This is a genomic window from Bradyrhizobium sp. URHD0069 (assembly GCF_000701345.1).
Lineage (GTDB): Bacteria > Pseudomonadota > Alphaproteobacteria > Rhizobiales > Xanthobacteraceae > Bradyrhizobium.
Genome location: NZ_JNIJ01000051.1, coordinates 14,563 through 37,953, shown reverse-complemented (window position 1 = coordinate 37,953; position 23,391 = coordinate 14,563). Strand labels below are relative to the sequence as shown.

The window sequence follows — 23,391 nt, the reverse complement described above, 5'->3', positions numbered from 1 at the left end:
GTGAGACGAGGCACAGGCCTCAATGCCAATCAGGCAGGGTGGCAGCTTCTCAAAGAACGCCAGGACCTGGCGACGCTTCAACTGGCGGCGGATGACCACCTGACCGGCGGTATCCACTCCGTGGACCTGAAAGACCGACTTGGCGATGTCGAGACCGATTGTCGTGACCGTCAGCATGGATAGCTCCTCCGAATCGTGGGAGCCTCAACAGCGCCCACATCCATGGCACTCAAGTGCCGGTGGAGGAGCCGTCCACAGCATCAACAACGGAAGAGTAGAACGCTCTATCCGAGCTGTATTCAAAATATGCATCCTCATAGAGCGCGTTGCGACAGTCGCACGCGCCCCGTGATGTCCGGCGGCGGGGCGAGTTTCAATTGTCGTTTCTTCTCAACCGAAATTTCCGCCATCGTTTGCATGGGTAGCGTGGCGCTGATGTGGTTGTTGGCGGCGTGGGCGGAGCACGCCAGCGGGTTTTTGCACAACCAAGCTGATGTCGCTGGCAGGGCGATGGAATAGCTGATGCTGTTAACACGTGCATGCCCGGCATCGCCGAGAAGTCTAAGCAGTCTGCGCAAGGCAGACTGCTATCGCTGCGTCGCGAGTTCAGCCACGAACAATATGGCCTTATTTTTTCTTGACCGGCTTCTTCGCGTGAAGTGTCAAGCTTTTTGAAAGCGGATGCTTCGGTTGATAGGCGTAGGCGCTGCTGGTATCGGTCAGCCATGGATCGCGGTAACAAGTGCCGCCACGGCCTGAGGACATCGCCTGGCATTGCTCCATGGTCTCAAAGCTGCACGAGCGCATTCCGGAAGTGACGTCTTGTCGGCAATATTCGTACTTGGCCGCCGCCGCCGGCGTCGCCATCGCGACATAAGCCAGCGCCAGGAGCGCCGTGGCGGGCGCGGTGACTTTCAAAAATTGTCTCATCTTGTTCTCCCCGTGTTGTTGCATTCCGAAGTCGACACGTGGGATGTCGGGGATATCAGCGCCATCGGCACCGAAAAATAGCAAAGGAATTCTCTCCGGCGCCCGGAAAACGCTCTAAATACGCCGCGCTGAGACAGATTGAAGTATGATCATCATTTAATGTTTAAGCATGACTGTCATGCGACCATCTTAGGGGACCTAGGTGACAGCGGTCGAGATCAAGGACATCACTCTGCCCGAGAACATGCAGCGCGATGGCCAAGGAGGCCGCGCGCGTCTCCGACCCGAGAAGGCCCGGCGTCCTAGTCCCCTAGACGATGGGAGCGTGTTGGTTAAACGTGGTCAGTGCGATGTTTTGACCTGCACCGACCAAGTCTTGCTGCAGAGCCTGTTAGTCACAAGCAAGTCTGCGCCCATGGCACTTCTCGATGCAGGCGAGATGATGAACCCGAGCTTTCACAACGGCAGTAAGGTAGGCGTCACCACTAGCCCATACATCTTCGCGTGGCATGGTCCCTAACTACAGTCCAGGGGTATATCAGGCTTTGCCTCTGGAAAGGCCAGCGAGTGCAATGTCGCCTTCGGTAGAGATCACAGCCGTCCTTAGGCGCGCGGGTGCGCACGGCGAGTGCTCGGTGAGAGACCGGCACAAAAGGATTGTCGGTTTTACTGAGAGTGCGATGCCCGCCGACGGCATTCCCCGCTGCCATTCGCCTCGAACGGAGACGTCGGCACGTCCCGTCTCGAAGGGCAGCTCTAAAGAAGACTACACGATCCCACGCCCATCCAAAGGACCTCATATTGGCCGGGGCACGGCACAAACAATTCGGCCAAAACCAGTGACCCCAATGTCCGAGTCGGGTCATTCGCGACGGGGTCGGGCCGCCAGCAAGCCCGGCCATGTCCGCTATGCCGCCGAAAGCGGAAGTAAATTCAGAGCATGAGCGGCTCCGCGAAGGACGTGATTCAAGCTCCGAAACCGGAGCCGCGAATCATGCGCTAGGAACTCAGCGACTGCGAATGGACCGCCATCAAGCCGATGCTGCCGAACAAGATGCGCGGCGTTCGGCGTGTAAACGACCGTCGCGTGCTCAATGGCATCTTTTGGATGCTGCGGTCGGGAGCGCCCTGGCAATCGGCTGTGTTCGGCTCTCCTCAGCGCCTTGCTTCCGCAAACGATGTTGCTCGCGGACCGTGGGTACGACGCGGATTGGATCAGGGAGTTTGCCCGACAGAAAGGGGCATGGGCAAACATTCCGCCGAAGCGAAATCGCAAAGACCCCGATCTGCTTCAGCCGTTATCTGTATCGCACGCGCAATCTCGTCGAGCGGTTCTTCAACAAGATCAAGCAATGTCGACGTGTCGCGACCCGATATGACAAACTCGCAGCCAACCATCTGGCATTCGTCAAACTCGCATCAACCCGAATTTGGCTGCGTGCTAATGAGTCCACGCCCTAGCTGAGTGTGGAAGTCAGGACAGCATCGCATCCAGCTCAGGCGAAATTCGCTCCACGACGCCGCTATCTCCACTCTCGGGCCGGAACAGGCAGAGCGCAGCGAGCTTATGCTGCTTGGCGAATGCCATACCGGCCTCGGGCCCCATAACCATCAACGCCGTCGCATAGGCATCCGCTTCCATGCAGGAGGCGTGCAGTACTGTCGCCGTGATCATGCCGTTGGCGATCGGAATACCGGTGCGAGGATCGATGGTATGGGAAAATTGTTGCCCGCCGATTGCGAAGCTTCGTTCATTGCCTGAAGTGGCTATGGCCAGTTGATGCAACGCTATTAGCGGCATGGCCTCCAATAGCGGACCCGCGACCAGCCGATCGATCGTAACCCACCACGGCGTGCTGTCGGGCTTGACCCCGGTCCCGGACAGTTCCCCTCCGATTTCTACCAGCGCGTGGTGGATGCCGCGTGCGCGCAAGGTCGCTATGAGGAGGTCGACGGCAAAACCTTTCGCTATTCCGTTGAGGTCGAGGCGGGCCGCGCTCAGGCGGCGCAGCCGGGGGCCCTTGGGATCGAATTCCAGCTGCCGCCATCCGGAGGCGAGACGAGCATGATCGACGTCCTCCGGTGCGGGTGGCTGGAATTGAAGTGGCGCAGCGCCAAATCCCCAGAGGTCGACCAGCGCGCCCATCGTGGGATCGTAGGCCCCACCGGTTTCCATGGCGATGCGCAGCGCGCAGCCGATCACGCTGGCGAAATCGGCCGGCAGTGTTTGCCAGCCTGCCGCGGCAGACGCATTAAAGCGGCTGAGGTCGGACGAGGCCTCCCACGGGCTCATCTGCGCGATGACACGATGAAGCGCCGCTTCGATGGGCTCGCGCACCGAACTTGCGCTGGTGCCAGTCCCGACGAATTTCACCGACCATGTCGTGCCCATGGCCGCGCCGGCGAGTTGGTGGATTTCGCCACCTGTCTGGCGGATCGGCGATACCAGCAGCGTCCGCGGAATCGCGACGCGGGCAGGCTTTTGGACCGACAATCGCGCGGACCTTATGGAGCCAGAACCTCTATTGTGGTGGTGTATCCGGCCCGGCGCGTGGCATTCTCGATCTTGCTCTTGTTGTCCTGGACCGACGAATTCATCCAGTACATGCCGGGTGCTGGCCATGTCACGGAAAACGTGCCGGACTCATTTGTCGTCGCCTTCATGTCATTGAGCTTGTCGCGGTAGCGGATGCCGCCGGGAACGATTTCGATCGACTGTCCAACCGCCGGCTGGCCGTCGAGGAGCAGCCGGAAAGTAGCCTTCTCGCCGGCGATCAGGTTGTTCGGATGCGTCACTGGAACCATCTCTAGACCAACGCCGGTCGGTTTAAGAACACTGTCTGTCGGCTTGCCCGAGGTGACAAAGGTCTCGATCCGACCCTGAACCTCCGAAATCTTTACATCCGTTGCGTTGGCGGGAATGTCGGTTTTGATCTGCTCGGGCTTGCCACGCCAGCGCTTGGTCTGGCCATCGAGCTTGTAATTTGCGAACATACCCTGATTCAATACCATGATCTTGTAGGTGCCGGGCTGTCCGATCTTAACGTCGAAAGTGTTGCGATACTTCCCCTTCGCCATGTTCTCGGGGGCGACGCTGCTACCGTCCGGCGCCGCGACCGAGAGATTGTCGAGTTGCAGCGGGTTATGCTCGAAGTAGAAAAGGTCATTAGACACGGCGGCGTCTACTGTGACCCATTGCTCCTTGCCAGATAACACCGTCGCGGAGGGCAGGAGCCAGGTGCGATGGGCATAGGCCGAGGCCGGCAGCATCGACACGGCGGAGACGACCAGCACGAGCTTCAGATATCTTTTAGAAGTTTGGTTCATGGCAATGTCCTTTTCGGCCGGCGAATTACGGAGTGAGTTTCAGCGTGACCGCGCCAATCTCATTCTCCCCTTTGACTTCCAGATCTACGGGGGCCTTCGGCGGCCACTCGAAGGGAACACGCAGCAGCTCGCGGCCGCCCACCTCGCGCGCGGCTTCGATGACCAACTGGTAGTTGCCAGGCAGGAGTTCTTTCAGCGGTGTAGATTTGCTGTCGAAAGCGAGCTGATGGGGACCCGGCGGACGGGTCGGGCTGCTCAGCCCGTCGGCGGGCATTGTCAGCTCGCGGCCGGTGCGTCGCCACCATTGCCGCATGTCCTTGAGCCACTTGGTCCCTTCGTTGTCCTTGAGCTTGGTGTCGTACCACACCGCGAGGTTGACGACCTTGCTGCCATCGGCGTTCTCCAGCCAGAACGCGACATAAGGCTTGTGATACTCGACGACGGTGAGCCGCGGGATATCGATATCGATGACGGTCTCACCGGCAACGGCGGATCCAGCGACGAGAGTGGTGAGAGCGGTAGAGATCAACAAGCGCATCGTTCAACTTTCAACGGTGAATAAACAGGACCAGCAGAAGCACCGGAACTACAAAACCGAGACCGACAACCGGCCAGGTCGCCGGCCGTCGCTTCGAGTGAATTTGCAGAAGCAGCAGCCCGGAAAGGCAGAACACCATGGTGGCAACGGCAAACACGTCGAGGAACCAACTCCATGCCGCGCCGGTATGGCGGCCCTTGTGCAGGTCGTTGAGATACGCGATCCAGCCACGATCAGTAATCTCATAGGAGACCGCGCCGCTGCCCCGCTCGATGTTGAGCCAGGCATCTCCGCCCGGCCGCGGCAGCGCAACGTAGATGTCCTTGGCCGACCATTCAGTGTCGCGTCCGGAAACATTGACGCCCATCTCGCGTCGCAGCCATGCGCCGACTTCCTCCGGCAGAGCGTCTTTTGCCACCGCCGCACGGGATTTCAGCACTGCCACGATTTCGGGCGGCAACTGCCCGTCGCGCGTCACTATCGTAGGACGGGATTCGATCTGACCAGCGTGGTTTAGGGTGATACCCGTAAGTGCGAAAATGATCATCCCGATCAGGCACATCCCGGAGCTGATCCAGTGCCACTGGTAAAGCTGACTAATAAAGAACGCGCGGCGTCTCTTTCGTTGCCAAATCTCCTCGCCGTCGATCATTACCCGTCCGCAGTCTCCGGACCGCCGCCCCCACACGTCAATAAGTCACACGATGTAGAGTTGCGAGCGATGTTCGCTGTCCGTTATGCCGCTTCTTAACAGCGACTTCAGCGCGCGGCTACGGCCGCATTTTAGGTTCGTTCTAAAGAGCAATCATCAAGTCGGCGAAAAAACAGCATCTATTGTACGAGACTTGCATACCAAAGTGATGCGGCTGCACGATGGCGGGCAGCAACTACAGCGAGATCGTACGGCATATCGATTAACTATCCATCGCATCGCTTGACTTGCGTCGCCGGCTTCGGAAGCACTCGCGAAGGCGGCCCCAGCTGACGAATGAGCCAAAAGAATTTCCTGATCGAATCGTGAATACGCTGCTTCAAGGATCCCATTAGCGGACGTGCGACCTTTGGTTTGGCGACCGGTGAGCGCGCCGCCCTGGGGCTTTGCCCTCGCCCATTTCCGGAATACTTTAGTGCTCGCGTCTTGGCTGCCCCGCGTCTTGGCTGCCCCAAGGGACTGCGGGCAAGCCCTCGCCGACATGAAAAGCTCGGAGCTTGAAGAGCGCGAGAGCCGGCCATGACGCCTCATCCCGGCAGGGATGGCGAACCAGCGTTTCATCTGATGCAAACTGTGAAAGGAGATCGAAATGGCTAAGGGCGCGCAGCTTAAGACGGTCAGCGTCGCAGTCTTGATGGCGCTTGTGTGGATGACCAGCAAAGCCAGCGCCGCGCAGTGCGGCAGTACGGCGGCCGGCTTCGAGGCGTGGAAGAAGCAGTACGCCGATGAAGCGAGGGGAAAGGGCGTCAGCGCTTCCACCCTCGCAGCCCTCATGACGACTAGCTATTCGGCTGCGACCATCGCCGCTGACCGTAACCAAGCGAGCATGCGTCTGTCGCTCGATCAGTTTCTCGCCAGACGCGGCGGTTCGGCCATCGTCGCGCGTGGCCGCGCACTCAAGCAATCCAATGCGGCATTGTTCGCATCGATCCAGCAACGCTTCGGCGTCCCGTCGGGGCCGCTGCTGGCCATCTGGGGAATGGAGACGGGATTTGGAAGGTCGCGCGGAAATCAGAACACTCTGTCGGCGGTGGCTACTCTCGCTTATGACTGCCGCCGCTCGGCCTATTTCACCGAGCAGCTCAACGCAACTCTGACACTGATCGATCGCGGGATCCTCTCGGCAGGCACACGCGGCTCCATGCACGGTGAGATCGGCCATACACAGTTCCTGCCCAAGAACATCCTGGCCTACGGCGCCGGCGGAAGTCTCGACACGGCAGCCGGCGCGCTGACCTCGACGGCAAATTTTCTCAAGGGCCATGGCTGGCGCGCGGGCGCAGGATACCAGCCCGGCGAAGCCAATTTTGCAGCTATCCAGGCATGGAATGCTGCGCCGGTCTATCAGCGGGCCATCGCGCTTATTGGCCAACAGATTGACGGAGGAGAAGGCATGTCTGCGAGGCGCTGAAGGGATTGCATCAAAAACAGCAGAACAAGCTGACGTCTGAACTACCGGGGCAAGCGAGCGGCGGATTGCCAATGTCCTGAGGCTGATTCAACGACGCCGCGGAGATCGGAGTTGCCGCGGGAAGAACAGACTTACCAGGAGGAAAACGGAGCCCCGAAAGGCGAGCGCCAAAAAGGCAGGCGATCGGGTGGCCGCGCGTAACGGAAGTCGGGCCCCGGACTGCGTCGTCGGGTCTTGATGCCTCCTTGCGGCTCGCCGCTCAACAGCACCACGAAATCCGTTCCCTTGCCGGTCTCCGAGCTCACCCCCTCGTCCGTGACGATCAGGGAAGATCGCGGCGCCATCCCGGCGATGCGATCCAAGGCGTCCTGCGGAATGACAATGCGATCGAGCGCGGCCTTTGCGCTATCCGGGTCCGTCAGCATCGGCTCAACGTCGCGACCACTGCCCCCGCGCGCCCGGCCATGTGGCTCAACCGTGCCGCCGTGCGGACGTCCGCCGTCCAATGAGACGACGCTCCATCGCATGTCGGTGTCGCCGCTGGACCGCTCCATAGCGGTGAAGACATGCGTGCCGATCGGACGATCGGCATCCAGGATCGTGACCGGACTGTCAAAGATGGGCTCAAAGGCTTGCCGGACATAAAGCCGCTGGGTCTTGCGGCTGATTAACACCGATACCGGCTCGAGCTCGCGCGCCATCTGGCGCGCCGCCTCGGCTGCCTCGGCCCGCACAGTCTCTGCGACGGCGGCGGCTTCACGCGCCGGCGTGACGGCATCGAGCTTCGGTTGCAGCTCCGCCTTGGCGGCGTCCCATTGCGCCTGCAACTCGGCGATCCGGGCGACTGCCTTCGCCTTGGCGTCCTCAGCCTGTTCCTTTGCCTCGGCCGAGGCAGCCGAGCCGAGCGTAGTCTCGGCGGCCGCCAGTTGCGTCTCGGCTCTGAGCTTCAGATTTTCCGCCACGCGCACCGGCACCGTTGCCCGCGTCGCCTCCCGGAACGCCGTCCCGGCGGCGAGTCTCGCCTGAGCCGCCTTTCGGGCTGCCTCATCCGCCTCTGCGATGCGGGCGGCGGCCAAGGCGCCGGCACCGGGCTTCGACTGGAATAGAGCCGGAGCGGCGACCTCAACGGGCGCCACATCGCCTGGCGCCACGATCACCCGCAAGCCCATCCGGGTCACGTCGAACAGGCGTGCTGCGAAGTCGAAAGGCATCCGGACGCAGCCATGGGACGCCGGATACCCCGGCAGGGGGCCGCCGTGGAGCGCAATGCCCGACCAGGTGATGCGTTGCATGTGGGGCATGAAGGCATCGTCATACAGGTTCGAGTAGTGCTCCTCTACTTTTTGGATGATGCTGAAGATCCCGGCGGGCGTCTCCCGTCCCTTCTGGCCGCTCGACACCGGCGCCCGCAGGATCCACCCCTGGGCGTCGTAGACGGTGATCCGCTGGTTGCGGAGCGAAACGATGGCCATGACCGGCTCGCCGGCGGTGCGCGACACGATGGACTCGACCGAGCGTTCGCTCCGACCGGTTCTGGCGCTCGCATGATCTCCCGCCGCGATCAGCGCGGCCATACCCGCAATGGCAAGATGCGCGGCCCGCAACCGCTTCTGCTTGCGCTTCGGATTCACAAAACGGCACGTCATGCGCGTCCGATCTGGTCGGGGCTACGCCAGCTTGCACTCAGCAGATTCATAACGCCATTCGGTCGAACCTGCCAAGTTGGAACTTTCGAATGTGTATGGATCGGTCCGGGCGCCGACGCGAAAGGCAAACACCCCAAACCTCCGTATGGCGCTCCGATCCCTTTCGATGTCGGGCTCGAACCTACGTATGATTTGGGCCTCAATCTCAATCATCTAGGTACCCTGCAATCTAGAAGGGCCGATTGCAGGCGGCTAAATGTCTGCGATCCCGGCCAAAAAGATTGAGTGCAACCGCTACAACCCCGTTGGTCGGAATCAGATATGCCCCGAAAGAAACCAGGAATACATGCTCGCTAAACGCTGGCGCGAGCACGGTGATCGCGATGCAGCGGACCAGCTTGTCACAAGCCATCTGCGTCTCCCTGTCAAACGGCAAGAATGGCGCAAGGGCAGCAAGCCTCGGCAAGCGGCGCCTTGTTCGATCAATCACAATCCTCAGTGTTTGCAAGGCCCGCATCTGGCGGATGTCGGTTGAAAAAGAACGACGCTGGCGATCTTTTCTCAAAATCAATCAGCAGGAGACGTGAAATGAATATCGATCTTAAAACCAACATCGATCTTGCGGGAATCAGAATTCCTGACAGCAAGCTCGCGCGTGAAATAACGGAACTGGTGCGGGATACCGAATCACCGCTGCTGTTTGACCATTCGAGCCGCGTCTATTACTGGGGCGCCCTGGCAGGCAAGCGTCGCGGACTGAGATTCGATCCCGAACTGCTTTATGCAGGCGCGATGTTCCACGACATGGGCTTGACGCATGAGCACAGCACAACGCAGGAACGCTTCGAGGTTGACAGCGCAAATACCGCCCGCGATTTCCTGCGAAGCCACGGAGTCCATCAACAAGACGTTGAAACGGTCTGGACCGCGATCGCCTTGCACACGACGCCGGGCATCCCCCAGCACATGCACCCGGTCGTAGCTCTAGTGACGGCGGGCGTCGAAATGGATGTGCTTGGGATCGCTTATTCCCAATATAGCGACGCGGAGCGCGAGGCGGTGGTGCACGTACATCCGCGTAGCGCGCGTTTCAAGGAAGACATCATCCAGGCCTTCTACGACGGCAACAAGCACAAGCCGGAGACGACCTTCGGCAACGTCAACGCCGACGTGCTCGCGGATAAGGATCCGTCCTTCAAGCGCGGCAATTTCTGCAGCGTGATCCGCGCTTCCGCCTGGCGAGGGTGAACCTTTCCGCCTCCTCCAATCGAAAAATCAAGCGCTGAGCTTTCGCAAGCATCGGTGAGAGGACCGGCCGGCGGCCACGTGCGAGGTCTCGCAACATTCAGGAGCCCATCATGTCCAAAACTCAGGAGCCCACCATGTCCAAAACGAAGCGATTTACCAATGCCACCGGCTCGCCGGTCGCCGACAACACCAACATCATGACCGCCGGTCGGCGCGGCCCGGCGCTGCTGCAGGATATCTGGCTGATCGAGAAGATGGCGCATTTCGACCGGGAGGTGATCCCGGAGCGGCGCATGCACGCCAAGGGCTGGGGCGCCTACGGCACCTTCACGGTGACGCACGACATCACTCGCTACACCAAGGCCAAGATTTTTTCCAAGATCGGCAAGCAGACGCCGATGTTCGCCCGCTTCTCGACCGTCGCCGGCGAGCGCGGCGCTGCCGATGCGGAACGCGATATCCGCGGCACCGCCCTCAAATTCTATACCGAGGAGGGCAACTGGGACATCGTCGGCAATAACACGCCGGTGTTCTTCTTCCGCGATCCGCTGCGGTTCTCGGACCTGAACCATGCGATCAAGCGCGACCCGCGCACCGGGCTGCGCAGCGCGGACAACAACTGGGACTTCTGGTCGCTGCTGCCGGAGGCGCTCCACCAGGTCACCATTGTCATGTCCGACCGTGGCATCCCAAAGAGCTTCCGCAACATGCACCTGTTCGGCAGCCACACCTTTTCGATGATCAGTGCCGCCAATGAGCGCGTCTGGGTCAAGTTCCACTTCCGCACCCAGCAGGGAATCGCGAACCTCACCGACGCGGAGGCCGAGGCCGTCGTCGCCAAGGATCGCGAAAGCAACGGCCGCGACCTGCTCAACGCGATCGATAGCGGCGACTTCCCGCGCTGGACGCTGTTCATTCAGGTGATGACCGAGGCTCAGGCGAAGACCCATAAGCACAATCCCTTCGACCTGACCAAGGTCTGGCCGAAGGCGGAGTATCCGCTGATCGAGGTCGGCGTGATGGAGCTCAACCGTTACCCGGAAAATTATTTCGCGGAAGTCGAGCAGGCCGCCTTCTCGCCCGCCAACATCGTGCCCGGCATCGGCTTTTCTCCCGACAAAATGTTGCAGGGGCGGCTGTTCTCCTATGGCGACACACAGCGTTACCGGCTCGGCATCAACTTCAACCATATCCCGGTCAACGCCCCCAAATGCCCGTTCGAGAGCTACCATCGCGACGGCAAGATGCGGACCGACGGCAACCTGGGCGGAACGCTCACCTATAACCCCAACAGCGCGGGACTCTGGGACAACCAGCCGGATTTCGCCGAGCTGCCGCTCGCGCTCGAAGGCGACGCAGCGCACTGGGACCACCGCGTCGATGACGATCATTGGGAACAGCCGGGAAACCTGTTCCGGAAGATGACGCCGGCGCAGCAGCAGGTGCTCTTCGAGAACACCGCGCGGGCGATGGGCGACGCGAGCCTGCACATCAAGCAGCGGCACGTCGCCAATTGCATGCGCGCGGACCCGGCATACGGCGCCGGGGTGGCGAAGGCCCTCGGGCTCAAACAGCCGGCGTCGGTCGATTGAGGCAGCCAACAGCCGGGGCGCAAGGAGCCGACCAGCCGCAGCTTAACGAGCCACCGCTGCAGGTCGAAGGTGTCGCCGCGCATTGGGACCATCGTATCGACAGCCGGGCGATCTCCTCCGCGAGATGCGCCCGGCACGGCGTCAGACCCAAGGCTGCCGTGCTCACCGACAAGTGACCCACACTTCCATCGCATCAGTTTCTGCACGCAGATCGACGTGGAGGGACTAACGGGCCGCGCGCGTCCGGCGCGGCCTGGGACGCCGATGCCAAACCATTCCGGCGTCGGCCGGCGCGCAACGCGGGCACGCTGAACACAGGCAATCCACCATTGGTTCCGCGTTTCACATCGCATCAACGAGGAGAGTGTCATGCACATGCTGGATTGGAATACATATCGGCAGCAGCTTGTCGCCGGGGTCGGCGGCTTCGGCAAGCTCAACCCCGAGATCGTCAAGGGCTATACCACCCTGAACCGGGCCGGCCAGAAGGCCGGTCACCTCGATGAAAAGACCCGCGAACTCATAGCGCTTGCGGTCGCCATCACCCTGCGCTGCGACGGCTGCATCACGGTGCATACCGCGGCGGCGCGGGAACGGGGCGCGACCAAGGAAGAGATCGCCGAAGTGCTGGGTGTGGCGGTCGCCGTCAATGCCGGCGCGGCCGTCGTCTATTCCACCCGCGCGCTCGACGCATTCGACGCCGCCGCCGAAATCAATCCCGACGCCTGAGGAGAACTCATAACTGCTATCTTCGTCTGGCGCCTTCCTGGATCGCTCATTCGGATCGGGTCGGCACCCGCCGAGGAACGGACATCGCCGGATGTCCCAAACGTGGCACGACCTTCCATTGTGGCCTCTGTAAGAGGCGCGGATGTTGGGATAGCATTGATGTCCCCCGGGACATCACGAGGGACGAATTTCGGCACGGTCGGCACCTACGACCGACCATTGCCGTGCTATCTTGTTTGAACTCATCGGAATCCCGGCGAAGGAATTTTTCGCCACACCACCGCGCACAAGCTGAGAGGGGTGTTCAGATGATCACAATTCCGGAACTGGTAGCGCAAGCTTTGGGAACGTTCCTGACTTCAGAAACCAAGAGTCGGTTTGGTTCTTCACATGCCCACTTGGCTGAAGTTCTTCCTTTCGCAGCCAGACTGACATTGGAATGCATTGGCAACAGCGACGCGCTATATCACAACATTGAGCACTCAATGCTCGTTACCCTCGCCGGGCACCACATCCTGATGGGACGACAGATGTTGCGGCCAACCACCGCAGGCGATTATGCGAATTTCATTTTGGCGTGCCTCGCCCATGACATCGGATATGTTCGCGGAATTGTGCAAGGAGATGGCAACGACTGCTATGTCGCAGATCTCAGCGGTCGTACGATTCGTCTACCGCGAGGGTCGTCCGATGCCGCGCTCGCACCCTATCATGTGGACCGCTCAAAGTTGTTCGTCTCCGAGCGCCTCGACGACGCCGAAGAAGTTGACGCTGGCCGAATTGCCCGAGCAATCGAGTATACGCGCTTTCCCTATGCATCATCCTCGAACGACGACCTGATCGAAGAGGAGGGTTTGTTGCTGCGCGCTGCCGATCTTATCGGTCAACTCGGTGATCCCAACTACCTGAGAAAGGCAAATGCGCTGTTCTACGAATTTGAGGAAATCGGTCTGAACAAAACGCTCGGCTACGATACGCCGGCAGACGTCGTCTACAAGTATCCGCAGTTCTACTGGAACAACGTCGCCCCGCAAATTCAGACGGCGATACGCTATCTCAATGTAACCTCGAGCGGGCGCCAATGGATAGCAAATCTCTATAGCAACGTTTTCCGAGCGGAGCGTGAGATGAGCCTGTCAGGTCCGCAGCTGTGATCGTCCCGCAGCCGGGACAGAGTACGTCGAAATCAGATCAGTTCGCCGCCAAGCGCATCAAGGAGCGCGTCCCGCGTTGGAACCTCTGGGACGCGCGAATGTTGTAGCCCTCAAAGGCCGCATGCAATGGACATGATCGCGCGCACTATCGGCCCGGACATCAGCCCGGACGCCGCTCCAGCGGAGCAAATTTCTCCAGTGAACTCGCACAACGAGTGGGACCCGCTGGAGGAAGTGATCGTCGGAAGGCTCGAGGGCGCGACAATCCCGTCCGGTGATCCGGTTGTCACCTGCAACATTCCGGGCATGGCTGCGCGAGTGCAGTCGCTGGTCGCAGGCTTCCGCTATCCAAAGAGCATGATCGAACCGGCGCAGCGCGAGCTTGATGGCTTTGTTGCGCTGTTGCAGTCGCTGGGCATCGTGGTAACGCGGCCGGAACCGGTCGATCACAAGAAGCGCTTCAGCACGCCGGAATGGTCTTCCCACGGGTTCTGCAATTCCTGTCCGCGCGACAGCATGCTCGTGATCGGCGACGAGATCATCGAAACGCCGATGGCTTGGCCGTGCCGCTACTTCGAGACGCACTCCTATCGTCCGATCCTGAAGGACTATTTTCGACGGGGCGCGCGCTGGACCGCCGCGCCCAGGCCGCAACTGACGAAGGAGTTGTTCGATGCAGAGTTTCGTGTACCCGAAAAAGGCGAGCCGATCTCATATATCCTCACGGAATTCGAACCGGTCTTCGACGCCGCCGATTTCTTTCGCTGCGGGCGCGACCTGTTCGTGACCCGCAGCAACGTAACCAATGCGTCCGGCATTGAATGGCTGCGTCGCCATCTCGGGGACGGTTATCGCATCCATGAGATCGAAAGCCGCTGTCCCAATCCGATGCACATCGATACCACCATATTGCCGCTTGGGCCCGGCAAGCTTCTGATCAATCCCGAATACATAGATGTCGACCGTCTCCCGGCCATCTTGAAAAAATGGGACATCCTTGTGGCCCCGGAGCCCGACCCGATCGCCGATCGTATGCTGAAGCTCACTTCCCTGTGCGGGAAATGGCTCAACATGAACGTGCTGACAGTTGACGAGAAACGCGTCATCGTTGATCCGCATCATACGGCAACAATCCGTGCGATGGAGAAATGGGGATTCGAGCCGATTCCATGCGAGTTCTTGCACTACGCCGCATTTGGCGGCGCCTTCCATTGCGCCACGCTCGACATCCGGCGGCGCGGCACGTTGGAAAGCTATTTTTGAGCGCGGAGCTTCCGCGAGATCCACATCGCGCCGCACGCCTAGGAGGTGATTTTCAGTCCGATGATGCCCGTGAGAATGAGCCCGATACAGGCAAGCCTAAGCAATGTCGCGGGCTCATGGAAAAGATAGATACCAAGAGCCGCAGTGCCGACCGCGCCAATGCCGGTCCACACCGCATAGGCCGTACCCACCGGCAGCGATTTGAGGGCCAGGCCGAGGCATCCAAGACTGGCCACCATGGCCGCGACTGTACCGATCGTGGGTAACGGCCGCGAGAATCCTTCGGTGTATTTGAGGCCGATCGCCCAGGCGATTTCGAACAGGCCAGCAACGAGCAGGAAGAACCAAGCCATGGGAGATCCTCAGAATAGAAAACCAAGTTCTGACCCGGGTCATATCCGAGTTTGAAACACCGAGCAAAGATTGCACGACGAAAACCCAACTCGCCACAAAATGACGCCGCCTCATTGCCGCCGAAAGTCGGCTCAGAGTGAATTTCATTGCAGCGCGTCTGAGTCAAAGGATCAGGTGACGCGCAAACAGACACGGAGCGTGCGGGGACGTTTGCCGCCCAGCTGGAGGTCGAGAACCATCGCGGAGCCGCAATGCGGGCGGCCCCGCCCGACAAACCTCGCGGTGCCTGTCAGCGCCGGTCAACGCCGCGGGTGTTCCAACTGCTCCAGCTCACGCTGGCGAGACTTTGCAGGTCCGTTGCGAGAGGCCGCTTGGTTCGCCTCTCATGGGCAGCGATGCATCGCAGAGATTCCGCAATCTTTCGCTCCAGGTTGGCTATGGTTTTTTTCGTTTGGCCGGTCGAACCGGCGATCTCGCCAACCGCAAACCGAGCAGTTTCCAACGCCTTCACGGCGTCACGGTTCTTCTTGAGCTGAACCCTGTGCCAAGCAATGTTGCTATCGCTTTCAGGAATCATGTAGCAGCCGCCCATGGTAGTCGCCTCGACTTTGTTTTCGAATGGTTAAAGATGGGCGGCCTTAGTTAACGGTTGGTTAATGGTGCCGGTTTTCGGCTAAGAGCCAGCTAACGGCCGCCCTCACCGCAGCGAATAGCGCAATTGTTCGACCACCCTTGAGGCCAGCCCCCGTTGGCGCGTCGATCAGCCTTGGGGATCGATGAGCACACCCGGGTTGAGCATGCCTTGCGGATCGAGTTCTCTTTTTGCTGCGCGAAGCGCGGCCGCGAAAAGCCCCGGGCGCTGACGATCGTACCACGGCCGATGATCACGGCCAACAGCGTGATGATGCGTGATCGTACCACCCGCCTCAATCAGCGCATCGCTGGCCGCATTCTTGATCGCCTGCCACTGCTCCAGAAGAGCACCGTGGCGGCCGAGGGCGTGGAAAGAAAAATAGGGCGCGGGCCCGTCCGGATAGACATGGGTGAAGCGGCATGTGACCTCACCTTTCAGGCCAGTCGCCTCGAGGATCGCACGCTCCGTCGCCGCCTTCACTTTGTCGTGGAAACTTTCGAACCGATCCCAGGTGATAGCGGTTTCAAAAGTGTCGTTGATGAGACCGGCCGGCGTCAGAAACTCACGCGCATAGGGCATGCGAATAAATGCGTTTCGCCAGATTCCTGCCGCGCCTTCGAGATGTGCATCGCCGGCTTTTGCGGCCTCCGGCGTCCCGCCGTGGTCGGCGCAGCATTCGAGCGCGCGTGCCATCCGGGCATCCGGCGAATGGTCGCCGGATTCAAAGCCGAGCACCATGATCGCGGCGCTGCCGTCGGCCGCACCGGTGTTGAATGCCTCTTGCGCGTCAAGGATGCGGCAGTTCGATGGATAGAGGCCGGCCTGCGCGATGGCGCGGAGCGCGCGCGCCGCACCGAAGAACGAATGGAAACGAACCGATGCGCCGGCGCGGAATTTCGGACGTGGCTGCAACCGCATCCAGGCGCGCGAAATCACGCCGAGCGTTCCTTCCGAGCCTATGAACATTCGGTCGGGGCTCGGTCCAGCACCCGATCCCGGCAATCGACGTGTTTCCAGTATGCCGCGTGGGGTCACGACGCGCAGGCTTTCGACGAAATCGTCTATATGCGTATAGAGACTGGCGAAATGACCGCCCGATCGCGTCGCGATCCAGCCACCAAGGGTTGAATATTCGAAACTCTGCGGAAAATGCCGCAACGACACGCCATACGGCTTAAGCTGGTTCTCCAGCGATGGACCAAAGGCACCACCTTCGATCAGTGCGGCGCGCGAGATCTGATCCACCTCGACAACCTTGCCGAGATTGCGCAGGTCAAGTGTGACGGCCGCCTTATAGCGAAGCCCATCGACTCGCGGCTCGACACCGCCGCAGACGCTCGAGCCGCCCCCGAACGGCGTCAGCGAGGCGCTGACAGCACCGGCCCAGTCCATCACAGCGGAAATTTCTGCTTCGTTGCGTGGATATGCGACCACGTCGGGCGCGCTATCGTAGTCGCCGAGCATGGCTCGCACGTAGTCTGGATAGGATTTGCCGTAGGTGTGCGCGACGCGGTCGTAGCGTTCGCTCGTGCAGAACGAGGCAAGTGAGGCCGGCGGCGCCACGCGCGGCGCGCGTAGTGCCAGGTCCTCGAGACCCGGGACGGCTTTTGTCTCAAATGCATCGCGTGCAAATTTTGCGCGGTAACGGCCGAGCACAAAAGCCTGCTCCTCGGCAGTCATGCCCTCCTCTTCGCGGCCCCAGCCGTAATGTTTTAGCCTTGCACCGCTCATGGCTTCCTCCCTGATTTTTCTATTTGTGAGGTCCGAGATAGCCGCCAGATCGATTGTAATCCTCTCTCGGTCTGATTTTCAGAGCAAGTTCGCTCCTTCGCACACGGTCATTCGCGTCGGTTTTGAGGTATCCGCGTCACTCGCGTTTATCCCCCCGAAGGCGACCGAACAACGAACATTGCGCGAGGTCCGAAAAGTCCGATTGCTGTTCCAAACGTGCATTCCCGCAAGGCTCCCGCCACCTGGGCGAACCCCAAGTCCTGCTCCCCAACTCCTGCTCCTCAAGTCCTGCTTCTTAAGACCGGCTTCTCAAGAACTGGACCGTTACCGGCATTTAATTTTGTGAACGCGTAAAGGGCACAAAGCGCACGAGGGCGACGGCGCGCGTTGTCGTCCTGTCAGAGGCGATCTTTTCGACGACCGTGAGATGCTGAGTGCTGTAAGCTGGCCCAACCGGCATGACCAGCCGGCCGCCTACTTTAAGCTGCTCAATCAGCGGCGGCGGTGGCTGCCCGAGCGCGGCGGTCACGACGACGGCGTCAAAAGGACCGCATTCGGGCCAGCCACCAAAGCCGTCGCCAAGCCTGACGCTCACGTTGTCATACGCGTGGTCTCTGAGTGCTTTCGCGGCGGCCTCGGCCAAGGGTGGGACAATCTCGATGGTGCAGACCTTTCGCGCCAGGTGCGCAAGGATGGCGGCCTGATAGCCCGAACCCGTACCGACTTCGAGCACAACATGATCGGGCGCGACCTCGGCCAACTGGGTCATCAAGGCCACGATGAACGGCTGCGATATGGTCTGGCCGTGGCCGATCGGATTCGGCCGGTCCGCGTATGCGATGGAGCAAGACCGCTCAGGGATGAACAGATGGCGTTTCGTTTGCCCCATGGCCTCCAGGACCCTATCCGAGAAGCCTTGCTGTCCCAAAACACTGGTGTCGGACCGGGCGTAGGCCCGGATGGTTTCGACCATCGCGGCGCGTTCGCGGACGCATTGTGCGTCCTGCGCGGTCGCTTCCCGCGCGACGGCAACCATGGAAAGCACGAGCAGCAGCAACATCTTCATGATCGTACGGTCTCCAATCGGTCCACGATTGGCGGCGACCGCCTGAAGGCAACGAGTGAATTCGACCTATCGGCCGTCAAGCGAAACACACCGCTCAGCGAATGACCGCAATCCGTTAGCCGGTCGTCTTGATACCATGGCCCCGTCTGGCCGGTAAGGAGGCTTCTCTGCGGACGATTCCCAGGCGCCGGCTGATCAGTGCCGTCTCGACATCCAGTCGTCAGGAACGAAATTTTTTGGATGGAGACTGGGGCTAAAAATCCACCCCGAGAGGCCTCAATCCTTTTTCTGAAAACTCATTCGTAACAGACTGACTACTCCCGTTCTAAAACCCGTGGCGGAAAGGCGGAGATAACGACGGAAGTCGGCAACGGCCGATTCTCCGACTAACTGGATCGCCTCAGCGTAGTGAGCCAGCAGGTTTTTCTCCCAAAGTCGCAGTGTTCGGTAATAGTGATCGCGATCGTTGCGCAACGTGGTCAGCACAAATTTCCCTTCGGCTGCGGCGATCGGCTCCCAGATCAATGGCAGATCGCTATCAGGAAACGTCTTTTCCAGGAGCGGATGACCCTCGTGCGGTTCGGAAAAAGCGATTGTCTGCAGTGATACTTTTCCCTCCGCCACCAGCATCCGATCGCAAAAGTCAAAAAACTCACGATAGGTATCCAGCTTCTTCGCAGGATCGAGGCCCTTTTGGACGAAGTGCTCGAACGCACCGACCGAGATAATCGCATCGTACCGGCGGGTTGGCTTATGATCGCGCCAGTCTTGCTCAACCACTTCGAGTCCGGGTCGCGGTTGGCGGCGGATCCAATTAGCCTGCGATGGACTGAGCGTCAGTCCGACAACGTGTGGCACCTCCGCGTGATCGACAAGGCGCCGAAGCATGGCTCCCCATCCACACCCAACGTCGAGCACGCGTTTTGCGTTGGCGGCGTTCGCCGCTTCGATATGATAATCAAGTTTTCGGCGCTGCGCCGCTGCGAGATCATCGTCACCCTCGAACAGCGCGCATGAATAGATCAACTCTGGCCCAAGCACGAGCTCAAAGAAATCTTCGCCTTTGTCATAATGCGAGATGATCGCCTCGGGTGAGGCTCCCGTCCGATCCAAAGCCGGGGCTTTGCTGTCGCCAGCAACATTGGTGATTTCATCATTCATCGCGCACAGGTGCCCCACTCAAAGGACATGACACGGTCTTCGACGGTTTGTTTCTTACCAGTTTTGCACCATTCTTTTCCGGCTCACCCTTTAGCAAGTTGAGCCGCCTTCGCAAAGCTCCGACAGTTCGAAGCGCTCAGTGCGATTGCCCGAGGCGGTCGCTGTTTCGACGATTGTGTCGTGCCCTGTGATTCGCGTCGAGCAGACCGCCCTACGCCCAAAATGCGGTATACGTTAGGTCAATATGACGATTTTCGCCCGCGTTCCTCGCTCGAAGGTCGCCTGACGCGCCGCCTTAGAGGGCACTGCGCGATGCTGCGGCAGAATGGATCCCGCCGTTCGAAGCGCGGACTAAATTCGATAATGAGGGCCGCCGACGAAATGCGCGGTTTGGGAACACTGGATGGTGGTGTGCGCAGTCAGATACGAACCCGTCTCCACCTGCTATTCCCTGCTAACAGGGTAATTAACAGGGAATTTTGCGATTTCGGGCGTTTTGGAGACAATTTCCTAGCCGAAAGCCGGTGTGCCGCAGTGACTTCTAGCGAGATTCCCTAAGATAATAAACAGGGACAATATCGTGCGTATCAGGGACCGAATTCAAGGTAACAGGGTAATTCGAGCCCTTATCAGGGCCGGACTAGGACTTCAAACTTGAAGTCCATCATCGGGCGCGATGACGGCTTGGAATTCAATGTCCGTTTTGGTCACGCTTGTTGTTTTTAACTTAAGGAATCGCGGGGATACTCGGAACGTGATGAACGGCGACTCGGAATAGAGCGCAGACATGGGATGTGTCTTTCTTCACGCAGCAGCTAGAGCGGGACGCCCAAAGCTGCAAAATCCCGGCGAGATGCCGGACTCCAAATGATTAGACCTGAGGCCACCTTTGGGGCACGCGCCGGGAAATCGGATGTGAACCACGAAAGTGGCTGGCGTTGATGGAATGGTGGCGTCTCGGGGATCGAGAGCTGCGACCACAGAGGATGTGGTTTCATCGTGTGACGGTACGGGCGGGACGCCCGATTCATGCAAATTTCTGGGGGATCCAGGGCTTTGTAAACATCAGGGCTTCGCATTTCTGGCGGTGCCCAGGCTTTTCAAACCCACGAGGAACCATGCACAATCTCCAGATTGAGCAAACGCCGATCCACGCCCTTCAACCGCAGGATCGCAATGCTCGAACACACTCAAAGCGGCAAATTCGGCAGATTGCCGATTCGATGAAGCGTTTCGGCTTCACGAATCCGATTCTAACCGACGATAATCTGCAAATCATTGCCGGTCACGGCCGGCTTGAAGCAGCCAAACTTCTCGGGATGACGGCGGTCCCGTCGATACGCCTTTCTCATATGAGCGCGACAGAAAAGCGGGCTTACATCATTGCCGACAACGAGATCGCCTTAAAGGCGGGCTGGGATCGGGAAACCCTGGCTATCGAATTGCAAGGACTAATCGATCTAGGATTTGAGGTGGAGTTAACCGGGTTTGAGCCGGCCGAAATTGATCTTATTCTTTGTGACTGGAAGGAAGCTTCAGCCGAAGCGACTACGCTAGAAGATCAACATGCCGAGCCTTCAGAGGCGACAACAGTCAGCCGTCTCGGCGATCTCTGGGTTCTCGGTTCCCATCGCCTGCTTTGCGGAGATGCTCGGTCGTCAGAAGCCTACAAAACATTGTTGGGGGTTGATCGTGCCGACCTGATCTTTACGGACCCACCCTACAATGTTCCCATCGAGGGTCACGTCTCCGGCCTGGGGCGCGTCCACCATCGCGAGTTCGCGATGGCCTCCGGCGAGATGACCGAGGTTGAATTCACGGGCTTTCTCACGCAGGTCTTTCGAGCGGCAGCGGACGTGTCGCGGGATGGGGCGCTTCACTACATTTGCATGGATTGGCGGCATCTGTACGAAGCCCTCTCCGCCGGCAGAGCCGTCTACTCCTCATTCCTGAATCTATGCGTCTGGAACAAGGACAACGGGGGCATGGGATCGCTTTATCGATCAAAACACGAGTTGGTGTTGCTCTTCAAAGCCGGCACGAAATCTCATACCAACAACGTCGAGCTCGGACGGCACGGTCGAAACCGTACCAATGTTTGGGAATATGCCGGCGTGAATACGTTTCGTACCGGTCGCCTTGACGAACTCGCCATGCATCCAACGGTAAAACCGGTGGCTTTGATCGCGGATGCAATCAAGGATGCGTCCAAACGCTCAAGCATCATACTCGATCCGTTCTGCGGTAGCGGCAGCACGCTAATCGCTGCGGAGAAAACCGGTCGTCATGGGTACGGCATCGAAATCGACTCTCAATACGTCGATACCGCCGTACGACGCTGGCAACGCTACACCGGAAAGTTGGCGCGCCTCGACGGCTCCAACGCCACTTTTGAAGAGATCGCCGACCGGCGCAGCAGCAGTCCGCCCCGCCACGACGGTGGGGACACGAAACACGAAAATGGCTGATGAAATCCGAAAAGACATACAGACACGCTTCAAAAAGGGCCAATCCGGAAACCCAAAAGGCCGCCCCAAGGGTAGGAAGAACAACGCCGGGCTGCTGAGCGACGCCTTTTTCAAGACAGTCCATATCAAGGATGCGCAGGGCCTCCGTAGCGTTCCCAAGATTGTCGCCGCCGCGGAGGTATGCCTCAACAATGCGCTGAAGGGGGACCTACGCTCGTTCGCAAAGGTGATGGATATCGCCGAGAAGTTTGAGCTGCTCAAGCCGGGAACCATCCAGCAAGAAATTGCGGTTATCAGACGAATTATCGTGGATCCGAAGGACCCCGATGTGTTCGAAGATAAATAGCGCAGACGTCGGTTATGTCCGTTCTTTCATTGCCGGCTCAACCGGTCGACGCAACACAGGCGTTAAATCTCTCGGCTGGGGTTTCGAATGCCAAGGTCTTACGTGGCCGTTCATTTAGCTGACGAGCCACTTTATTGAGATGAGTTTGAGAATACGCCGACAAATCGGTCCCGCTCGGAAAATACTGCCTGAGCAGACCATTGGTGTTCTCATTGGATCCGCGCTGCTAGGGACTTTGCGGGTCGCCGGCATGGCGCAGATGATGCGGGCGGGACTTTATCGCCCGGTGCATGTGAAGACGCTGCGCAGTCAGAAACTGCGGATGCTGCTGACCCATCGCAAGCTGCTGCAATCCAAGGCCATCGCCATCGATAACGACCTGCGGGGGACTTTGCGTAACTTCGGCCTCAAGGTGGGGGTGGTGGGAACGGTGAAGTTCGAGGCGCGTATCAAGGAGCTTGTCGAAGACATCCCCGATCTGGCTGAGTTAGTCGAACCGCTGCTCATTGTCCGGCGGACGCTTCGCGAGCAGATCGACATTCTGCATCGTCGCTTGCTGGCCATCGTGCGGGACGATGAGGTGTGCCGGCGCCTGATGACGGTGCCTGGTGTCGGCCCTGTGGTGGCGCTGACCTATCGGGCCACGGTCGACGTGCCGGCCCGATTCCGGAACTCCAAGGCGGTCGGGGCGGTGTTTGGACTGACGCCTTCCAAGTATCAGTCGGGCGAGATCAACCGAACCGGTGCGATATCAAAGTGCGGGGACGAGATGACGCGGGCGATGCTCTACGAAGCGGCTCATATCATGCTGGTGCGTTTGGCAAAGTGGTCATGGCTCAAGGCTTGGGCGATGAAGATCGCCAGGCACCGCGGGATGAAGAAGGCGATCGTGGCGCTGGCGCGCCGGTTGGCCGTGATCATGCACCGCATCTGGGTGGACGGCACCGAGTTCCGGTGGACCCGAGAAGTTACAGCAGCGTGAGAATCGCGCGGGATCAAACGCCATAGGAGGAAACTCGAGCTCCACCAAGCGGTGGAATGATGTCCCTCGCGGGACGATGGAGGTGAGTTCGTATGTCCG

The 23,391-nt window shown here is 59.7% G+C and carries 21 protein-coding genes and 5 pseudogenes; 12 read left to right on the top strand and 14 right to left on the bottom strand.

All coding sequences use genetic code 11. The features are described 5' to 3' along the window. The 3 genes and pseudogenes from N554_RS42305 to N554_RS0125965 all read right to left on the bottom strand — a co-directional run. Positions 1 to 177: pseudogene (locus tag N554_RS42305) on the bottom strand (IS110 family transposase); the annotation flags it as partial. Between the two features lie 137 nt (positions 178 to 314). Next, complete coding sequence (locus N554_RS40325; protein WP_156042110.1) at positions 315 to 578, bottom strand: hypothetical protein; 264 nt, start codon at positions 576 to 578, stop codon at positions 315 to 317. Between the two features lie 49 nt (positions 579 to 627). Further along, positions 628 to 930 carry a DUF3551 domain-containing protein gene (locus N554_RS0125965; protein ID WP_029586167.1) on the bottom strand — a complete coding sequence of 101 codons (303 nt, stop codon included), beginning with the start codon at positions 928 to 930 and terminating at the stop codon, positions 628 to 630. 1,039 nt (positions 931 to 1,969) lie between these two features. Between N554_RS0125965 and N554_RS36435 the strand changes: the two are divergent. Next, positions 1,970 to 2,391 (top strand): annotated as a pseudogene (locus tag N554_RS36435) (transposase). A gap of 13 nt (positions 2,392 to 2,404) precedes the next feature. Here N554_RS36435 and N554_RS0125950 read toward each other — a convergent pair. The 4 genes from N554_RS0125950 to N554_RS0125935 are packed head-to-tail and all read right to left on the bottom strand — an operon-like array spanning position 2,405 to position 5,447. Next, positions 2,405 to 3,424 carry an FAD:protein FMN transferase gene (locus N554_RS0125950; protein ID WP_029586165.1) on the bottom strand — a complete coding sequence of 340 codons (1,020 nt, stop codon included), beginning with the start codon at positions 3,422 to 3,424 and terminating at the stop codon, positions 2,405 to 2,407. An 11-nt stretch (positions 3,425 to 3,435) separates the two neighbouring features. Next, on the bottom strand, positions 3,436 to 4,257 hold the full coding sequence (locus N554_RS0125945; RefSeq protein WP_029586164.1) for a DUF4198 domain-containing protein: 822 nt from the start codon (positions 4,255 to 4,257) through the stop codon (positions 3,436 to 3,438). 25 nt (positions 4,258 to 4,282) lie between these two features. After that, positions 4,283 to 4,795, bottom strand: a complete 513-nt coding sequence (locus N554_RS0125940; RefSeq protein WP_029586163.1) for a DUF2271 domain-containing protein — start codon at positions 4,793 to 4,795, stop codon at positions 4,283 to 4,285. 10 nt (positions 4,796 to 4,805) lie between these two features. Beyond that, positions 4,806 to 5,447, bottom strand: a complete 642-nt coding sequence (locus N554_RS0125935) for a PepSY-associated TM helix domain-containing protein (protein WP_051677727.1) — start codon at positions 5,445 to 5,447, stop codon at positions 4,806 to 4,808. Positions 5,448 to 6,096: 649 nt separating this feature from the next. Between N554_RS0125935 and N554_RS0125930 the strand changes: the two genes are divergently transcribed. Beyond that, positions 6,097 to 6,918 (top strand): lytic murein transglycosylase, encoded by an 822-nt coding sequence (locus N554_RS0125930; protein ID WP_029586161.1) that lies wholly within the window; start codon positions 6,097 to 6,099, stop codon positions 6,916 to 6,918. A 131-nt stretch (positions 6,919 to 7,049) separates the two neighbouring features. Here N554_RS0125930 and N554_RS0125925 read toward each other — a convergent pair whose 3' ends face one another. After that, positions 7,050 to 8,549 (bottom strand): L,D-transpeptidase family protein, encoded by a 1,500-nt coding sequence (locus N554_RS0125925; RefSeq protein WP_197033750.1) that lies wholly within the window; start codon positions 8,547 to 8,549, stop codon positions 7,050 to 7,052. A gap of 361 nt (positions 8,550 to 8,910) precedes the next feature. On the opposite strand from N554_RS0125925, the pseudogene N554_RS43160 reads away from it, so the two are divergent. The 7 genes and pseudogenes from N554_RS43160 to N554_RS0125890 form a co-directional block, all read left to right on the top strand. Next, a pseudogene (locus tag N554_RS43160) lies at positions 8,911 to 8,994 on the top strand (RNA polymerase factor sigma-32); the annotation flags it as partial. 158 nt (positions 8,995 to 9,152) lie between these two features. Continuing rightward, positions 9,153 to 9,812: an HD domain-containing protein gene (locus N554_RS0125910; protein ID WP_029586157.1), complete on the top strand. Its 660-nt coding sequence runs from the start codon at positions 9,153 to 9,155 to the stop codon at positions 9,810 to 9,812. Positions 9,813 to 9,922: 110 nt separating this feature from the next. After that, the gene (locus tag N554_RS0125905; protein ID WP_371259522.1) at positions 9,923 to 11,404 is read left to right on the top strand and encodes a catalase; all 1,482 of its coding nucleotides are present in this window, start codon (positions 9,923 to 9,925) and stop codon (positions 11,402 to 11,404) included. Continuing rightward, positions 11,401 to 11,580, top strand: coding sequence for a hypothetical protein (locus N554_RS40320; protein WP_156042109.1), 180 nt, complete (start codon positions 11,401 to 11,403; stop codon positions 11,578 to 11,580). The genes N554_RS0125905 and N554_RS40320 overlap by 4 nt, the downstream gene beginning before the upstream one ends. A 193-nt stretch (positions 11,581 to 11,773) precedes the next feature. Continuing rightward, positions 11,774 to 12,133: a carboxymuconolactone decarboxylase family protein gene (locus N554_RS0125900; protein ID WP_029586155.1), complete on the top strand. Its 360-nt coding sequence runs from the start codon at positions 11,774 to 11,776 to the stop codon at positions 12,131 to 12,133. A gap of 308 nt (positions 12,134 to 12,441) precedes the next feature. After that, complete coding sequence (locus N554_RS0125895; RefSeq protein WP_029586154.1) at positions 12,442 to 13,287, top strand: hypothetical protein; 846 nt, start codon at positions 12,442 to 12,444, stop codon at positions 13,285 to 13,287. Positions 13,288 to 13,419: 132 nt separating this feature from the next. After that, complete coding sequence (locus tag N554_RS0125890) at positions 13,420 to 14,550, top strand: amidinotransferase (protein ID WP_036054125.1); 1,131 nt, start codon at positions 13,420 to 13,422, stop codon at positions 14,548 to 14,550. Positions 14,551 to 14,588: 38 nt separating this feature from the next. Here the strand turns inward: N554_RS0125890 and sugE are convergent, their stop codons facing one another. From sugE to N554_RS0125865, 5 genes are all read right to left on the bottom strand, one after another. After that, positions 14,589 to 14,903, bottom strand: coding sequence for a quaternary ammonium compound efflux SMR transporter SugE (gene sugE, locus N554_RS0125885; RefSeq protein ID WP_029586152.1), 315 nt, complete (start codon positions 14,901 to 14,903; stop codon positions 14,589 to 14,591). A gap of 290 nt (positions 14,904 to 15,193) precedes the next feature. Further along, complete coding sequence (locus N554_RS0125880; protein WP_371259521.1) at positions 15,194 to 15,496, bottom strand: hypothetical protein; 303 nt, start codon at positions 15,494 to 15,496, stop codon at positions 15,194 to 15,196. A 168-nt stretch (positions 15,497 to 15,664) separates the two neighbouring features. Next, positions 15,665 to 17,269, bottom strand: coding sequence for an FAD-binding oxidoreductase (locus N554_RS0125875; protein WP_029586150.1), 1,605 nt, complete (start codon positions 17,267 to 17,269; stop codon positions 15,665 to 15,667). 334 nt (positions 17,270 to 17,603) lie between these two features. Next, positions 17,604 to 18,335: a protein-L-isoaspartate(D-aspartate) O-methyltransferase gene (locus tag N554_RS0125870; protein ID WP_029586149.1), complete on the bottom strand. Its 732-nt coding sequence runs from the start codon at positions 18,333 to 18,335 to the stop codon at positions 17,604 to 17,606. Positions 18,336 to 18,611: 276 nt separating this feature from the next. Beyond that, positions 18,612 to 19,496, bottom strand: a complete 885-nt coding sequence (locus N554_RS0125865) for an SAM-dependent methyltransferase (RefSeq protein ID WP_029586148.1) — start codon at positions 19,494 to 19,496, stop codon at positions 18,612 to 18,614. 1,118 nt (positions 19,497 to 20,614) lie between these two features. Here N554_RS0125865 and N554_RS0125860 point away from each other — a divergent pair. After that, positions 20,615 to 21,964 carry a site-specific DNA-methyltransferase gene (locus tag N554_RS0125860; protein ID WP_051677725.1) on the top strand — a complete coding sequence of 450 codons (1,350 nt, stop codon included), beginning with the start codon at positions 20,615 to 20,617 and terminating at the stop codon, positions 21,962 to 21,964. Then, positions 21,957 to 22,310, top strand: a complete 354-nt coding sequence (locus N554_RS0125855; RefSeq protein WP_051677724.1) for a DUF5681 domain-containing protein — start codon at positions 21,957 to 21,959, stop codon at positions 22,308 to 22,310. The genes N554_RS0125860 and N554_RS0125855 overlap by 8 nt, the downstream gene beginning before the upstream one ends. A gap of 37 nt (positions 22,311 to 22,347) precedes the next feature. Here N554_RS0125855 and N554_RS38825 read toward each other — a convergent pair. Further along, positions 22,348 to 22,554 (bottom strand): annotated as a pseudogene (locus N554_RS38825) (transposase); the annotation flags it as partial. A 3-nt stretch (positions 22,555 to 22,557) separates the two neighbouring features. On the opposite strand from N554_RS38825, the pseudogene N554_RS0125850 reads away from it, so the two are divergent. Further along, positions 22,558 to 23,292, top strand: a pseudogene (locus N554_RS0125850) (IS110 family transposase); the annotation flags it as partial. Positions 23,293 to 23,391 lie beyond the last annotated feature (99 nt).

Bases quoted from the DNA above. Each gene is read 5' to 3' on its own strand.
- N554_RS0125910 (WP_029586157.1), top strand. From the start codon at position 9,153: ATGAATATCGATCTTAAAACCAACATCGATCTTGCGGGAATCAGAATT.
- N554_RS0125860 (WP_051677725.1), top strand. From the start codon at position 20,615: ATGCACAATCTCCAGATTGAGCAAACGCCGATCCACGCCCTTCAACCG.
- N554_RS0125900 (WP_029586155.1), top strand. From the start codon at position 11,774: ATGCACATGCTGGATTGGAATACATATCGGCAGCAGCTTGTCGCCGGG.
- N554_RS0125890 (WP_036054125.1), top strand. From the start codon at position 13,420: ATGATCGCGCGCACTATCGGCCCGGACATCAGCCCGGACGCCGCTCCA.
- N554_RS0125905 (WP_371259522.1), top strand. From the start codon at position 9,923: ATGTCCAAAACTCAGGAGCCCACCATGTCCAAAACGAAGCGATTTACC.
- N554_RS0125855 (WP_051677724.1), top strand. From the start codon at position 21,957: ATGGCTGATGAAATCCGAAAAGACATACAGACACGCTTCAAAAAGGGC.
- N554_RS0125965 (WP_029586167.1), bottom strand. From the start codon at position 930: ATGAGACAATTTTTGAAAGTCACCGCGCCCGCCACGGCGCTCCTGGCG.
- sugE (WP_029586152.1), bottom strand. From the start codon at position 14,903: ATGGCTTGGTTCTTCCTGCTCGTTGCTGGCCTGTTCGAAATCGCCTGG.
- N554_RS0125870 (WP_029586149.1), bottom strand. From the start codon at position 18,335: ATGAAGATGTTGCTGCTGCTCGTGCTTTCCATGGTTGCCGTCGCGCGG.
- N554_RS0125930 (WP_029586161.1), top strand. From the start codon at position 6,097: ATGGCTAAGGGCGCGCAGCTTAAGACGGTCAGCGTCGCAGTCTTGATG.
- N554_RS0125880 (WP_371259521.1), bottom strand. From the start codon at position 15,496: ATGGGCGGCTGCTACATGATTCCTGAAAGCGATAGCAACATTGCTTGG.
- N554_RS0125875 (WP_029586150.1), bottom strand. From the start codon at position 17,269: ATGAGCGGTGCAAGGCTAAAACATTACGGCTGGGGCCGCGAAGAGGAG.
- N554_RS0125940 (WP_029586163.1), bottom strand. From the start codon at position 4,795: ATGCGCTTGTTGATCTCTACCGCTCTCACCACTCTCGTCGCTGGATCC.
- N554_RS0125945 (WP_029586164.1), bottom strand. From the start codon at position 4,257: ATGAACCAAACTTCTAAAAGATATCTGAAGCTCGTGCTGGTCGTCTCC.
- N554_RS0125895 (WP_029586154.1), top strand. From the start codon at position 12,442: ATGATCACAATTCCGGAACTGGTAGCGCAAGCTTTGGGAACGTTCCTG.
- N554_RS0125865 (WP_029586148.1), bottom strand. From the start codon at position 19,496: ATGAATGATGAAATCACCAATGTTGCTGGCGACAGCAAAGCCCCGGCT.
- N554_RS0125935 (WP_051677727.1), bottom strand. From the start codon at position 5,447: ATGATCGACGGCGAGGAGATTTGGCAACGAAAGAGACGCCGCGCGTTC.